The sequence below is a fragment of the Natrinema sp. 74 genome (genome assembly GCF_046097095.1).
Lineage (GTDB): Archaea > Halobacteriota > Halobacteria > Halobacteriales > Natrialbaceae > Natrinema.
Map to the genome: position 1 here is coordinate 2,048,107 of NZ_CP175698.1, position 15,127 is coordinate 2,063,233.

9 protein-coding genes and 3 pseudogenes are annotated in these 15,127 nt (G+C 65.0%); 5 read left to right on the plus strand and 7 right to left on the minus strand.

The window, feature by feature from the left end:
• Nucleotides 1-50: 50 nt before the first annotated feature.
• From ACJ70B_RS10180 to ACJ70B_RS10210, 7 genes are all read right to left on the minus strand, one after another.
• Nucleotides 51-1,502: a hypothetical protein gene (locus tag ACJ70B_RS10180; RefSeq protein ID WP_408956875.1), complete on the minus strand. Its 1,452-nt coding sequence runs from the start codon at nt 1,500-1,502 to the stop codon at nt 51-53.
• Nucleotides 1,503-2,963 (minus strand): DUF58 domain-containing protein, encoded by a 1,461-nt coding sequence (locus tag ACJ70B_RS10185; RefSeq protein ID WP_408956876.1) that lies wholly within the window; start codon nt 2,961-2,963, stop codon nt 1,503-1,505.
• Nucleotides 2,960-3,796, minus strand: coding sequence for a hypothetical protein (locus tag ACJ70B_RS10190; RefSeq protein WP_408956877.1), 837 nt, complete (start codon nt 3,794-3,796; stop codon nt 2,960-2,962). The genes ACJ70B_RS10185 and ACJ70B_RS10190 overlap by 4 nt, the downstream gene beginning before the upstream one ends.
• Nucleotides 3,793-6,015, minus strand: a complete 2,223-nt coding sequence (locus ACJ70B_RS10195; RefSeq protein ID WP_408956878.1) for a DUF4129 domain-containing protein — start codon at nt 6,013-6,015, stop codon at nt 3,793-3,795. Before ACJ70B_RS10195 ends, ACJ70B_RS10190 begins: the two co-directional genes overlap by 4 nt.
• Nucleotides 6,016-6,158: 143 nt before the next feature.
• Nucleotides 6,159-6,443, minus strand: coding sequence for a phosphoribosyl-ATP diphosphatase (gene hisE, locus ACJ70B_RS10200; RefSeq protein WP_408956879.1), 285 nt, complete (start codon nt 6,441-6,443; stop codon nt 6,159-6,161).
• Complete coding sequence (locus ACJ70B_RS10205) at nt 6,444-6,911, minus strand: bifunctional nuclease family protein (RefSeq protein ID WP_408956880.1); 468 nt, start codon at nt 6,909-6,911, stop codon at nt 6,444-6,446.
• A 108-nt stretch (nt 6,912-7,019) separates the two neighbouring features.
• The gene (locus tag ACJ70B_RS10210) at nt 7,020-9,464 is read right to left on the minus strand and encodes an ATP-binding protein (RefSeq protein WP_408956881.1); all 2,445 of its coding nucleotides are present in this window, start codon (nt 9,462-9,464) and stop codon (nt 7,020-7,022) included.
• A 226-nt stretch (nt 9,465-9,690) separates the two neighbouring features.
• Between ACJ70B_RS10210 and ACJ70B_RS10215 the strand changes: the two are divergent.
• From ACJ70B_RS10215 to ACJ70B_RS10235, 5 genes and pseudogenes are all read left to right on the plus strand, one after another.
• Nucleotides 9,691-10,362 (plus strand): annotated as a pseudogene (locus tag ACJ70B_RS10215) (DUF4157 domain-containing protein); the annotation flags it as partial.
• Between the two features lie 702 nt (nt 10,363-11,064).
• On the plus strand, nt 11,065-11,985 hold the full coding sequence (locus ACJ70B_RS10220; protein ID WP_408956882.1) for a hypothetical protein: 921 nt from the start codon (nt 11,065-11,067) through the stop codon (nt 11,983-11,985).
• A gap of 11 nt (nt 11,986-11,996) precedes the next feature.
• Nucleotides 11,997-12,615, plus strand: a pseudogene (locus ACJ70B_RS10225) (DUF4157 domain-containing protein); the annotation flags it as partial.
• Nucleotides 12,616-13,270: 655 nt separating this feature from the next.
• Nucleotides 13,271-14,260, plus strand: coding sequence for a hypothetical protein (locus ACJ70B_RS10230; RefSeq protein ID WP_408956883.1), 990 nt, complete (start codon nt 13,271-13,273; stop codon nt 14,258-14,260).
• A gap of 240 nt (nt 14,261-14,500) precedes the next feature.
• A pseudogene (locus ACJ70B_RS10235) lies at nt 14,501-15,103 on the plus strand (DUF4157 domain-containing protein); the annotation flags it as partial.
• Between the last annotated feature and the right edge of the window lie 24 nt (nt 15,104-15,127).

The following is a 15,127-nucleotide window of genomic DNA, read 5'->3' on the forward strand; positions in this document are numbered from 1 at the left end:
CGCTAGCTGACAAAGAAGTCTCCCCTCTCGCATGCGCGGCGTGACCTCACCTAGCCGCGCAGCGGAACCGACAGGAGGAACGCGCCCAGCGCGACGACGAGCGCAGCGCCGGCCGCGTCACCGCCCGCGACGGCGGTCGTCCGCAGGGCCTCGAGCCCGGTCGCGACTGCCACGGCGGCGATCCCGATGCCGACGGCGATCGCCCCGTGAAATAGCTCGAGCCGACGGGTCTCGGGCAGGTGGCCGAGTTCGGCCGTCACCCCGAGCCCGAACGTCGAGCAGTCCCAGACGAGGACCGCGGCGGCGATACAGCCGAACGCGAGCGGTGCGCTCACACCGCCGACGCCGATCGCGGCGATGACGAGCCCGCCCGCGGCGATCGCGGGGCCGGTCGCCCGCGACGGAAGCAGTCCCAGCGCGATACAGACGACGCCGCCGCCGAACGTGACCGCCGTCGCCAGCGGACCGAGCAGTAGGAGGATCAGCAGTGCGGCTCCGAGGCGAAGCGGACCGAGGACGAGCCCGACCGTCCCGATCAGGAGCACCGATCCGAGCAGGAACGGCAGTGACAGGCCGAACCCGGCGACGACTGCGGCGGTGCGACGCGTCGTCTCGGCGTCGGCCTCTTGCGTGAGCCGCCGCAGGACGAGTGCGAACGCACCGCCGCCGGCGCTCAGCGCACCGAGCGCAACGATCGGCCAGACGACGATCGGCGACGACAGCGCCTCGAACCCGCCCGCGAGCGCCGGTCGGCGGGTCGATAGCTCCGCCGTTGCACCCCCGAGTACGAGGACCGAAACGGCGACGAGCGCGACGACCGCCCCCGACATCGTCACCGTCAGGCACCGTCGCAGGGACGCGACCCGGCGCTCGACCGCCGGGCGTCGGTCTTGGGGTGCCAGCTCCGAGACCGGGAGCCAGCGCAGCGACAGCCGGCCGACGCCGGCTGTTCCGGCCGTGACAACGAGGAACCCGGCGAGCGATCCAACCGGACTCGAGACGGCGGTGATCCCGGTCAACACCGCCGTCGCGAGATAGCCCAATCCGATCAGCACGATCACCGCCACGGCCGAACACAGCATCGAGACGTATCCGATCACGCTCCCCGTCGCGGCGGGTCGCAGCGTCTCGCCGTCGATATCTGCCCAGGCGGCACCGATGCCGGCGAGCGCCAGCGCACAGCCGCTCACCGCGAGCCCCGGTCCGGCGACGAACGGGGCTAGGAGAACGACCAGTGCGAACGCCGCGCCGAACGTCAACAGGAACGCGTGGGCGACGAACTGATCGACGAACCCGTCGCGCTCGAGCAGACCCACGCCCGCGACGGTCAGTCCGACGATCAGGCCGAGTGTCGGCAGCAGCGACGACTCGCCGATCGCGACGCCAACGAGTCCGACGGCGACGACGGCGGCCAGCGTGGCGATCCAGAGGCTCGTCGCCCGCGGTCTGCCCTCGTCACCGATCGCGGACGGTCGATCGAGCCGGGGGCCGGCCAACGACATCTAGTCGCCACCTCCCTGTCGCGTCCGCGAACCGGCCGGGGGCTTCCTGTTGCCCGGCTCACTCCCCGCTCGGGCCCCGTCCGTGTCCGCTCCGCCGCCGCTCGATCCACCGCCGTTCGAGCCACCGCCGCCAAGCAGCCGCGTATTCGAGAGTTGCGTGTCGGCGGCGAAAGCGCGTTCGATGACCAGCGCCAGCGGCGTCCCGCGTCGCCAGTCGACCGTGCGAGCGCCGGCGGCCTGACAGCGCGCCAGTCGGGTCCGCCGCCGCGTCTGCTCATACTGGCCGCTGACGGTATTTTCGGGGACGATATCGGGCGAGCAGACGGCCACCGGGAGCCCCGCACCTCGCCAGGTCTCGACCGCGTCGACGGGAAGGTCGTCGAGCGCGGCGGTAAACAGCGCGAGCTGTGCGTTCGGCGGGGCGAGTTCGAGCACCTTGCGGACCTGTGCGTTCGTCCGCCGGACGGTCGCCTGCGTCTGGATCCGTTTCGCGTCGCCCCCTGTCGACGAGTCGCCGTCGGCCGCGTGCCGGAGGTGTTCGAGCCCGCGAATCCGTTGCTCGCGCCCGCTCGCCGGTTCGAGCCAGTGACAGCCCGCTGGGCCGGGGCCGTCGAGCCCGATCACGGCGACGCCCACGTCGTGGCCCGACTCGAGCAGGTCGGTCAGCGCCCGCGTCGCGGCGTAGGCCTCGAGGTCGACGCCGGTCGGCCGCCCGCGGCCGGCGACGACGCGATTCGCCGCGCGCGCGTCGACCACTAAGACGACGGTCGCCGACACCTGCCGCTCGTAGTTGACCGTCGCGAGCGTCCCGCGTTTCGCGTAGTGTCGCCAGTCGATCCGATCGGCGGGGTCGCCGGGGCGGTACTCCCGGGTCGAGTGAAACGAGACGCCTTCGCCGGGGTCGTCGGTCGTGAGCCCGCCGGTGTGGCCGTTGCCGTCCGATTCGATCGGCGGCGCGTCTGCGTCGAGCCGGCAGACGAGCGACCGATCGCCCGCCACCGGCAGTGACACCGTCGCGACCGCGCTCGCTCCGAGCCCGCGGAGTCGACACTGCGGCGGATCGAAGTCGTACTCTCCGCGGCGTGCCACCACGAGGTACGTCATGCTGTGGCTCTCGCCGGGCTCGAGCGTCGTCCCCGCCCGCGGCGATCCCTCGAGGACGGCCAGTTCGGCTGGAACCCCGTCGGCGAGCCGAACGTCGGTCAGCGTCCGGTCGGAGTCGTTGGTCACCTCGAGGGTGACGGTGACGGGCTGGCCAGGCGGTGCGGGCGTCGGCGACACCGTTCTGGTCGCGACGAGGCCGTCCGGCACCGCGACGCGAGACAGCGAGCCGTAGGCAATGAACGCAAGCGGGACGACCGCGCCTACCAGCAGGGCCGGCGTTCTGTTGAGTAGTCCGACGAGCGCGAGCGCGACCGTCGCCGCGACGGCACCGCGCCAGCGCAACTGTCGGCGGCTCACGCGCCGGTCACCCCCGCGTTCTCGCCGTCTCCGTCCTGCTCGTCTCGCCCGTCGGTTTCCGACTCGAGTTCGTCACCGAACCGTGGCCGGTGTGGCTGTGGCCCGCGGGCGGTCACGCGGGGGTCGACGGCGCGCTGGAATCGGCCGTCCGCGCCCCGGCGGAGGTCCTCGAGAGGAGGCTGGACGACCGGGACGGTTCGCGGGGCCGTCTGGCCCGGCACCGTCGGCAGCGCCTCGTCGGCGGCCGCCGCGACCGCGTTCGTGGCCCGCCGTGCGCGCTCTCTGACGATCTGTTCGGGCGAGAGCCACGCACGCACCCGCTCGCGAAACGACTGGTTCGGCGGCTCCACTTCGGCAGCGAGTACGCTCGCGGCGACCCGGTCGTCGGTCCAGTTCCCGTCCGCGAGCGCCGCCTCGACGTCCGACCGCGACCGGCCGCCTTGCTCGAGTGCGTCGATCAGCGCCGCTCGGAGCGCGGGGCGGACCGCCTCGAGACCATCGTCGACGCTTCCGCTGTCCCGGGCGCGCTCACCGGCCGTCTCGATCAATCCGGCGAGTTCGTCGCTCGACAGCGGGGGCTCGCTGTCAGTCCGCTCAGGTGCGGGGTTCGCGAACGGCTCGTCGGCCGCCCAGGGAACCGCCGGCCCGCCGGCGGCCCCATCGAGCGAGCCGCGGATCGTCCGGAATCCGAGACCCAGCGCGACGAGTACGAGCAGGGCGACGAGCCCGCCGGCCCCCTCGAAGCCGCCGGACCGGACGAGTCCGAGGTAGCTTCCGAGCGCGACGAAGAGCAGGCCGACCAGAGCGACGACCGTCTCGCGCCGCCGGTTCATGCGTCCCCCTCCTCGTCCGCCACGGACGCCGATTCGGGTTCCGACGACTCCGCCGTCGGTTCCCGCTCGCGCTCCGCTTCGATCTCGTCGTAGGCCGCGGCCGCCCGATCGCGACGCTCGCTCGAGCGCGACCGGCCGCCGTACTCGACCTCGCGAAACAGCGTCGTCAGCTCGCGCACCGGCTCTCGGGGATATCCCTTCGAGAGGGCGCGTCGCTCGATCTCGCCGGGCGTGCGCGTTCGCCAGCGCCCCGGCGCGACCCGGCGTGCGAACGCGCGCCACAGTTCGCGGAACGAGCGTCGTCGCTCCCGCGCTCTCGTCGGCGCTGTCGACTGCCGCGCCGTTGATCCGTCGTCGTCGGGGTCTCCGGCCGCATCCGTCGGCCTCGTCTCGTCCGAGCGGCGTCGGAGCATCCCGGCCGCGGCGAGGCCGCCCGCGACGAGGGCGGCCCCGCGGAAGCCGTCGACCGCGTATCCGCCACCGAGCAGGACGATGGCCCCGAGCCCGATCGCTCCTCCCCTGAGCGGCAGCGTCCGTACAGCGACGAACGCGTGTCGGAGCCGCGATCGAACGCCCGCCGGAACCGTCCGCAGCCAGCCCGCGAACCGCGTCCAGAGTCCACTCGCCGATCGCGGAAGCGATTCCGTCCACGCGCGAACGGCAGCCGCGAGCGCCCGCGTCCGCTCGAGCAGCGCCTCGAGGCGGTCGACGACCCGCATCGTGCGGTCGACGATCCACGTCGCGAACCGGTCCAGCGCCTCGCGGACTGCGGGGCGCTCGCGGTCGCGGAGGCGCTCGCCGTCGGACCGTCCGAGCGCGATTCCGAGCCCGAACAGAGCGACGATAGCGAACGCCGCGAGCCCGGCCCGCGGTCCGTAGAACGCCTCGACGACGAGCACCGCCAGAAGCGCCGCCGTGGCTCCGAGGACGGCGACCGGCCCGCGGCGGCCGTGCGTGCGGTAGGCGACCGCCGCCAGCCCGATGACGACGAGCCCCGTCACAGCTGCGGGGCCGCCATAGACCCCGAGGAGGGTCACGCTCGCGGTCTGATTCGCGGTCCGATCGCCCGTGCTGACCGTCACCGTCGTCGTCGGGTCGAGCGGCAACGCGAGGGGAAATCGCCCGTCGGAATCCGTCGTTCCAGCGCGTGCGCCGCCGACGGTGACGGTGGCGTTCGCGATCGACTCGCCGTCGATCACGGCCTCGACGGCACCGGGACTACCGGGGATCGGCGCGAGCCCGGCGGGCCGGAGTCGCGCCTCGAGCAAGAGCACGTCGACCGTCTTCGTCCCCGAGAAGTCGCCGCGAGCCACCTCGAGAGTGATCGTCTTGGACCCGTCGTCGGGAACGGTTACCGTCGCCGTCCCGTCGCCGTCCGTCCGACCGACCGTCGCGCCGTCGACGGAGACGGCCGCCTCGCGCATCGGCACTCCCTCGACGGCCGCCTCGACGGTGATCGACTCGCCGGGGTAGGGTTCGCCGCGGACCTCGAGTTCGACGTCGCCGGTGACCGCGTACGATCCGGTCGCGTTTCCGGTCTCGGCCCCGCCGTCGGCAGCCGTCTGGGCCACCGTCATGCCGTCTGCGGCCCGTGTCGCCGCGAGCGTCGCCGTCGAGACACTCGCCGCTGCCGTCTCGATCGCCCGCTCGCTTACACCGGCGTCGGCGGTGCTCGCTCCGCTGGTCGTGCTCGCTCCGGCCCGACATGTCACGTCGCTCTCCGCGCCGACGCGGATGGTGAGCTCCTCGACGTACGGGACGTCGCCGGTCACCCGGCCGTACTCGTCGGTCCGCCCGACGCGTCGGTCGTCGAACCACACCGGTGCGTCGGCGAGCGGTTCGGCCTCGTAACGGACCGTCGCCGTCACCTGCCTACCGGGCACCGGCGTTCGGTTCAGAGTGATGACACACGCCGGTTCCGTCTCGGTGTCGGTCGTATCCCCGCCACCGTCGTCCCCGTCGATGTTGAGCAACTCGAGCAACCGCCGCCAGTCGAACTCTCCGTTTGGTCCGTCGCCACCCCCTGAACCGCCGGACGGATCGGGCTCGAGAGTCGGCCCCGAGCCGCCGCCGTCGCCCCCGGAATCCGAGCCGGGCGATACCGCGGCTCCGGGCGCGAATGCGGCCGCCAACACGAGCGCGACGGCCGCGAGCGCGACGAACGAGAGCTGTCGATAATCGGCCGCGCTGGCGTCGTCTGAAGTGGCGTCGTCGGACACATCCGTTCACTTCCGTTTCGGTCGGCGCACCGACCTGTTGGTACTCGAATGAATGTGGGTGCTTCCCCGCAATGAAGGTACACGTTCTCCACCGAGTGCGGGTCCGTGTCCGACGCCATCGAACCGTCGCGCGTTTCGTCCGCTCAGCGCCGCGCTTCGAGTTCGGCCTCGAGTTCCGCGAGCTCTACGTCTTTCAGCGAGAGCAAGACGAGCAGGTGATAGACGATATCGGCGCTCTCGTGGGCGATCTCCTCGCCGTCGTCGTCTTTCGCGGCAAGTACGAGTTCGGTCGTCTCCTCGCCGAGTTTCTCGAGCACCGCGTTCTCGCCTTTCTCGTGGGTAAACAGCGAGGCGGTGTAGGAGTCCTCGGGCAGCGTTTCCTTTCGGTCTTCGATGACGGCAAACAGGTCCTCGAGTACGTCGTCCATCTATAAGTCACCGGATACGTTGCGGATGTCTTCGAGTTCGTCGAACTTCTCGCTGTCGTCTCGGCTGTCCTCGAAGACGTCTTCGGTGATCTCGATCGGCGCGTTCGTCCGAGCGGCCAACGCGAGCGAATCGCTCGGTCGCGCGTCGATGACCGTCTCGCCACGGGGCGTCTCGAGGTGGATGTCCGCGATGTAGGTCCCACCCTGACCGCCGTCGCGCTCCTCGATTTCGTTGACGACGACGCGGTCGATCCGACTCCCGAGTTCCTCCGTCACGTCGAGCAGAAGGTCGTGAGTCAGCGGCCGCCCGATATCTTCGGCCTCGAGCCCTCGTGCGATGCTGGTCGCCTCGTTGAATCCGATGAAGATCGGCACGACGTCGTCCTCTCCCTCGACAGCGAGGACGACCACGGGAACCGGGCCCTGGGGCGTCCCTGCGACGCGAACCGCGTCGATGGATGCCTGCATACCCCTACCGTTGGGGAGGAAGGGGAAAACATGTCCGGTCGCGAATGCATGCAGCGACGACCGCGACTGGGCCGTCGCCGAGGGCCGACGACCGACGGCCGAGTCGGCTCAGCGGTCGACGACGACATCGTCTCGCCGGGCGCGGTCGACGTTGAATATTCGCCACGCGTCCTCGTCGGGTCGCAACTCGTAAGTCTGTGCCGTCCGATCGCCGTTGAACGACCGATCGATCCGGAGTTCGACGCGATCATCGTCGTCTCGAACGCGTTCAATATCACCGACGATCGACAGCTCGCCGCGGGAGAGAATCAGCTGTTCTTTGTACGAAAACTCGTCGGCGAGCGTTCGGGAATGATAGAGTTCGTGTGCGCGCTCGCCGTCGCCGTCTGCGAGCAGGTCGAAAAACAGGCGGACCACCTCTTCGGGCGAGCGATCGCCCGTCCGCTCGTCGAACGTCGGCTCATCGTCCAATTCGGGTTCGACCTCGACACTCCGGAGGTGATGGCGATACTCGCTCGTCTCTACGGGATAGAGCTGTCGGGAGCTGACTTCGTCTTCGATCGCGTGGACGACGTGTCGCATCTCGATACGCCCGTCGCGGCGGGCCATGACCGCCGCCGTTCGGACGACCTTCGTAATTTCGCCGCCTGTGAGCTCGACCTCCCGGAGGAGATCGTACGCGATATCGCCGGTCGGCGCGTCGTCGGGGACGGCCGCCCGCCAGATGGCTTCGCGGACCGGCGCGTCGGGTTTCGGAAACCACACCGAGTGGTCGATCCGCCGCTCGAACGCGTCGTCGATGTTCGAGGCGTAGTTCGTCGTCATGACGACGACGCCGTCGTAGCGCTCGATGCGCTGGAGGAGGTAGTTGACTTCGGCGTTGGCGTAGCGGTCGGTCGCGTCGTTGACCTCGGCCCGATCCCCGAAGACCGAGTCCGCTTCGTCGAACAGCAAGACGGCGTTGGACTGTTCGGCGGCCCGGAAGATCCGTTCTAAGTTCTCCTCGGTCTCGCCGATGTACTTCGAGACGACGCTCGAGAGGTCGATCTTGTACAGCGCCATCCCGATATCGTTCGCCATCACCTCGGCGGCCATCGTCTTCCCCGTCCCCGACGGTCCCTTAAACAGGGCAACGACACCGCCGTCACGGGCATCTCCGTCGGCGAAGCCCCACTCGCTGTCGATGTGCGCCTGTTCCGTGATGTGATCGCGGACCAGTCGGAGTTCGCGGGCGGTCTTCTCACGCAGTTGGATATCGTCCCAGTCGCTTGCGGGTTCGATCCGCTGCGCGAGGTCGTCGAGGCCGTCGTCTGACTGGGCGCGACAGCCCTCGTAGACGTCTTCGGCTTCGAGCGCGTCGCCGTCGGCCACCGATCGGGCCGTCGCCAGCGCCGCCTCGAGTTGCCCCTGTGTCAGATCGAACGTGCCCGCTAGCGCCGCCGGGTCGACGTCGTCGGGCAGTTCGTCGGCGTGCCCCTCCCAGAACGACAGCCGGAGATCGACCGACGGCCGCGGGAACTCGATGATCGCGTCGAGGCTCTCGTCGGTCCCCGTCGGCCGCCAGGCCTCCGTTCCGGTCACGAACAGCGGTGCCTCGAGGTCGGCGAACCGATCGACCACCTCCTCGAGCGTGTGCTCGGTCTCGCGTTCGCGGACCGCGTCGGCGTCGGTCAGTTGGAGCGGGCAGTCTTGCAAGAGTGCCTCCCGGTGCAGCCGCTCGAGCGTGTCGGCCTCGAGGACGGCCGGCAACGAGGCCCGAAGCAGCCGCCCATCGGTCACCGCCTCGATCGCGTTGTCGCGCTCGCTGCCGTCCGGGCCGTAGACATAGTACCGACCGCCGGTCGCACTGGTGGCAGCCACCGACTCGAGGCGCTCACGAACGTGACCATCGAGTCGCAACGCCTCGAGCGTCCCGTCGGTCGCGTCGAGCGTGGCACCGTCATCCAGCGCCGGATCGAGATCGACGTGCCCCTCGAGGTACGAGACGAGTCGGGGGTCGACGGTCACGAGGCGGTGGCGGTGAGACCGACTGTTGCCGACGGGATCCGAGAGCGTTATCAGGCCATGTTGGCGGAGTTGTGAACTCGAGCCTACGAGCGCGGTAGCGGCGAGGCGCTGCTCGTCGGTCTGAGAGAAGAGATCGGCGATCAGTCCAACTGTCGGATGTGTGACGTTCGAATCGTCGTGAAGCGTCTGGAATACGTCCTCGTAGCTGGTATCGATATCTGGAGCGAGTGCAAGCAAGAACACGTCGAGTTGTGCTCGTGAGAGATCGAATCGGTCCCGTAGAATCCGCAGTCGCAGCACAACATCCTCGGGCGTCTCGCGGCAGCGTTGGTCGATCCGTGCTGCATGATCGGCGAGACGCTCTGTCGCAGCAGCGGGCAGTCCATGCGAAACGGTCAGCGGTTCGTATGCTTCTTCGCGTCGGGAAGGAGCCCTAGAATTCGTTCTGGAAGACGCCGGTTCGATCGTTTCTCCGTATGCCTCGAGAATCACCTCGATCCGCTCGAGTTCGTCGAGTAGATGTGTTCGTGTTGTCTTGTACGACATGTCGCTGTTACGTGACTCGTGACAGCGGCGGTTGATAAAATTTAGCTACTTGATAAATAGAAAATGCTATTAGTAGGGGATGAAGAATGTGGGCATCAGAGCGATGGGACGATATTCGTCACGATCACGGCGGTTTTCCGACGAGTCGGATTCGAATTCCGACTCGTCAGCCCCGCTATCCGTCCGTCAGTCGCAATCGCTGGATACGTCTGCTTCGTTCCAGCGGATGCGCGACGACGAGACGACTGCAGGCTCGTCCGGGACCCCCACTACACCGGGCTCGCTCGGGTCAACACAAGCGTTGCTTCAGCGGCTCCAAGCCGATACTGACTCGGCGACCAGCGAGCCGCGACCTAACCACCAGCAGACGCCTGACCGACACGCCTCGAACTCGCTGCAGCGAAGCACGGCCGCCGCGACCGATACTCGTCCGGCCGGCGAGACGCAGGTGCCTGAGTCGGTTCGGAACGTCATTTCCTCGTCTGGCCGCTCACTGGATACTTCGATTCAGCGCGCGATGGAAGACCGAATGGGCGACTCGCTTGGAGACGTGCGGATACACACCGGGCCGAAAGCCGCTCAAGCCTGCCAGCAGATCAACGCGCGGGCGTTTACCGTCGGGAATCACGTTGCGTTTAATTCCGGCGAGTACGATCCATCGTCGCCGGAAGGCCAACACGTGCTGGCTCACGAGTTAGCACACGTTCGCCAGCAGACCGGCGGCGCGGTGTCGATGCTTCCCCAGGAGGATTTGGGGCTCGAGATCGATCCGGATCCGCAGTTGGAACGTGAGGCCGAGGAGACTGCTCAGCGGGTGATGCAGGGTGGCGAGTTGGGGATTCAGCGGATGAGTACGACGGGCGTACATGTCCAACGGCTGGGTCTGGGTTCGCTGTTCGGAAGTGGTGGTTCCGGGTCCTCGAGTGGCGGCGACACCGCCGGCACTGAGTTGAATTTCAGCGGGTTCGATGACGGGAATCTCGGCGAGACGATCGCAACGCTGATTCAGAACCAACAGCGGCTCATCGAGCACATCGGGGGTCAGATGGTTGAGGGCGGTCAGTCGGGGGTAGCCGAGGCGGGTGCCCAAGAAGCGTTGAAAGTCACCGCTGGAGCGACAGCGGCCGAGGCTATGCCGGGCAGTCCAGGTGATGCGATTGAAGCACTGCCGACGAACCTCTCGGAGGCCGAGTCGCTCATCGCGGATATTGCTGGTGGGAGCGCCAACCTGATAATCAATGCGATCAAAACGATGAGCGATCCCCAGCGACTTCAGAGCGTTGCGGGTGACGTTATCGCTCAAGGAGGGGGCGAAACCCTTCAGTTCATGTGGACGAATGCGCCGAAGGTCGCTGCTGCTGTCGTCCTCGCCTACGCCGTCCAGAAGACCGGTGGCGGTCTCATCAAGGCCCTCAAAGGAGGTGGCTCGGACATGGTCTCCAAGGTCAAATCTACCCTTGGTTCAAGCGATAAAAAGAGTAGAACGGAAGAACAGACTGGACTTGGCGGTGGCAAATTCTAAGAAGATAGTATGGACTCAACTATTATCGGAGAAGACGAGAAAGACATCGGAACTAAAGTAACGGACAACAATGGTGTTATGCATCAAGTTGAGATGCACAAGAAAAACGGAAAAATATACGCACATGAACAAGACGGCTATCCGGACGACCCATCAAAACGGACGAATCGAGAAGACGAGATGGTCTCACAGGCTCGAGAATACTCCAAGTGGCACGTCTACCGTGAGCACGAGTACGACACGCTCCCGCCGCAGCGAAATCCTGACCGCATCGCCGCGACGTTAGCAACCATTCGGGAGATGGACGATGGTGAATTCGAGCGTCACTTCGGCACACTCGTCCAGCAATTCAAAAGCTACGGCGACGACACGGTCGAGCGGCCGATCGAACTCGAGGATGCCGTTCCGCACAACCAGACGGTAATCTACAAGCAGGATGTGTATCTCGATGCGACGATCGAGGATGTTCGCGGGTATCACGAGGAGATTGCTGCTGGTGTCGATGACTTCGCAACGGCTGTCATCGGTCGATTACAGGAGGCGGGTGTGTTTGGAACGCTTGGTGATCGACTCAGCGAACTCCTCGGGAACGACGGGAGTGCCGACACGGATAGCCAGCCGACGGAGTTTTCATCCTCCGATCACTTCCGCCAGTTCGGACCAGACCACATCTCCGAGCCGTACTACATGTACCATCGGGACGACCAGCCCGACCGAACAGTTGGGCGAGTCGCGAATCACGATCGCGAACCCGATACTGTAATCGAAATGATCCCGACGGCCGTGATCGATTCGCTCGAGATATTCCGGGCGTTCCTCGTCCACCACCTACTCTGTCAGATTCGGGACACCTACATCGGAATGGGAGTGGAACCGCCGGTCCCATACCGGATGCTCGGTACCGGTATTCACAAGTATACGCTCAAATACAAGCACTTCGAGATGTATCCGGAATACTTCGATACCGAGGCTGATATCGACGGCTACGTCTACTACTGACCCCGAAACCGATGGATGCGATGGACTCGTCGGCGGAGCTGCTTCAGCGCGTGAGAGAGGGATCCGGACCGGTCTCCGGTCCGACGGTCGGCAATCGCCCTCTCAGTGAACGCCGGGAAGCCGGGCGACGTATTCCGGAATCACTTCAGCGTAGCTCGACGGCTGGCCGAGAGGCGAGCCCAGCCGGTGAGACGAAAGTTCCCGATTCGGTCCGCGATGTAATTTCCTCGCGTGGCCGCTCATTGGATACGTCGATCCAGCGGACGATGGAAGATCGCATGGGTGACTCGCTGGGTGATGTCCGCATTCATACCGGGCCGAAAGCCGCTCAAGCCTGCCAGCAGATCAACGCGCGGGCGTTTACCGTCGGGAATCACGTTGCGTTTAATTCCGGCGAGTACGATCCGTCCTCGCCTGAGGGCCAACACGTTCTCGCCCACGAACTGGCACACGTGAGACAGCAAACGGGCGGGGCGGTGTCGATGCTACCTCAAGACGATCTCGGCCTCGAGATCGATCCAGATCCTGCACTCGAACGGGAGGCCGAGGAGACGGCACAGCGAGTACTGGCAGGCGGAGAGTTGGGCATCCAGCGGCTGGCTCAAACCGAGGTTCACGTCCAGCGGCTTGGATTCGGGTTCGGGTCACTGTTCGGGAGTAGTACGTCCCAGGGAGGTGGCAGTGGAACTGACGAAGGCGGTCCGATGTTCGAGGGCTTCGACAATGGCGACCTCGGGGAGACGATCGCGACGCTGATCCAGAACCAGCAGCGACTCATCGACCAGCTTGGTGGGCAACTCGGAGACGGCGGTGGGACAGCATTGGCTGAGGCAGGTGCTCAGGAAGCATTGAAAGCTTCCGCGACGGTTGCAGCGGCCGAAAGCATGCCGAATACCGCGGACGATGCAGTGGAGGCAGTGCCGACGAGTCTCGAGGAGGCCAGATCACTGATCGCGGACATCGCTGGCGGGAGTACTGACTTGATCATCAGTGCGGCCAGAACGATGGCCAATCCTCGCGACCTCCAGAGCGTGGCGGGCGATGTACTCGCCAACGGCGGCGGCCACACCCTCGATTTCCTCTGGACGACTGCCCCGAAGGTTGCCGGTGCGATGATACTAGCATTCGCCCTTCAGAAAGCCGGCGACGGTCTCGTTAAAGCCCTCAAACAAAGGGGTTCGGACATTGTGTCTGTTATTAAGTCGTATTTCAGGTCCAATGGTAGTGAAAGTATGGAGGATAGAGCAACTAGTGCAGAGACCGACCCGACAGGGGTGAGAGAATAATGGATGCGGTAATTATCGGCGAAAATGAAAATGGAATTGGTGTAGATGTCACAGATAATAACGGAATCATACATGAGATATCGATCAAGAAAGGTAGTTGGGAAATTGCATACCACGTGCAGGATGGCTACCCGGATGATCCCGAGAAGCGAACTATCCACGAAGATGAGATGGTCGCACAGGTTCAGAAGTACGCCAAGTGGCATGTTTATCGCGATCGTGAGTACGACACGCTCCTACCGCGGCGAAATCCTGACCGAATCGCTGCGACGCTAGCGACCGTTCGCGAGATGGACGATGAGGAGATTAGGCAGTACTTTGGAACGCTCATCAACCAGTTCAGAAGCTACGGCGATGACACGGTAGCCCGTCCGATCGAACTTGAGGAGGCAGTCCCTCACGAGCAGGGCGTGGTCTATAAGCAAGACGTTCACCTCGAGACGACAATCGAGGACGTGCGTGGGTATCACGAGGACATCGCCGATGGTGCTGAGGAGTTCGCAACGGCCGTTGTTGGCCGATTACAGAACGCGGGCGTGTTTAGGACGCTCACCGACCGCCTCAGTGGATTCTTCGGGGGTGACGGAAGTAAGGAGATGGACGACCAATCTATAAGTGCCACGCCTTCTGAACGCTTCCGCCGGTTTGGAATCGAAGGTATCTCGGAGCCGTACTACATGTATCACCGGGAAAATAAACCAGCTCGCACAGTCGGGGGCGAGGATGCTCATCGGCAACCACCTGATACGGTAATCGAGATGATTCCGACGGCTATGAGCGATTCGCCCGAGATTTTTCGGGCGTTCCTTGTGCATCACCTGCTCTGTCAGGTTCGGGATACCTATATTGGAATGGGAGTGGAACCGCCGGCAGCCTACCGAATTCTTGGGACTGGCATTCACCATTATACAATTAAGTATAAACACTTCGAAATGTATCCTGAGTACTTCGATACCGAGGCCGACATCGACGGTTACGGGTACTTCTAACGGCTCTCTCGAGACATCTCGGTTGGCCCTGTTCAGTTCGGTGAGGGAGCTAACTCGCTCGTATAGTCTCGTATGGCAGTGCGGTGATATCGGATCAACGCAGTAGCTATCGATAAATTTTGTTCGAATATAACAGTAAACACTAATATGTGTGGGTTGAAACACTGCGAGTAATAGATCGATGAGACGATATTCGTCACGTTCACGGCGGTTTTCCGACGAGCGCGACTCGGCGTCGTCCTCGCTCACATCAGACAGCGAACAGGTGGTGGAGTCTCGATGCTACCTCAAGACGATCTCGGCCTCGAGATCGATCCAGATCCTGCACTCGAGCGGGAGGCCGAGGAGACGGCACAGCGAGTACTGGCAGGCGGAGAGTTGGGCATCCAGCGGCTGGGAACGACGGAGGTTCACGTCCAGCGGTCACCCCAAGGGCGGTTGTCGTCGCTGAAAGAGCTGGTCTTCGGAAATAATGAGGACCCCGGAGTGTCGCTGACTGATCTCGGCGACCTGTCCGGGATCGACGAGCGCCTCTACGCACTGGCGGAGAATCAGCAACAGTTGCAAGCGAAAGTCAACGACTTGTCGACCGCGCTCGAGGGGAACATCTTCCAGAAAGCGGGCGATGCTGGAACCGGCGAAGCACTCAAAATGACCATGACCGAAGCTGGCAAGAAATCCGGCCTTCCCCTCGGCGAGATACTCGGCTCGCTGTCCGGTGCTGCCCTCCAAGCGATCTATGATAATCGTGACCGCGTCCTCGAGATCCTTGGAATTAAATCCGAATCTACTCTCGACGGAGTGCAGGAAACTGGATCAAGTCGTTTTGAGGAGAATAAGTAATGAACGGAAAAATCATCGGTGAGG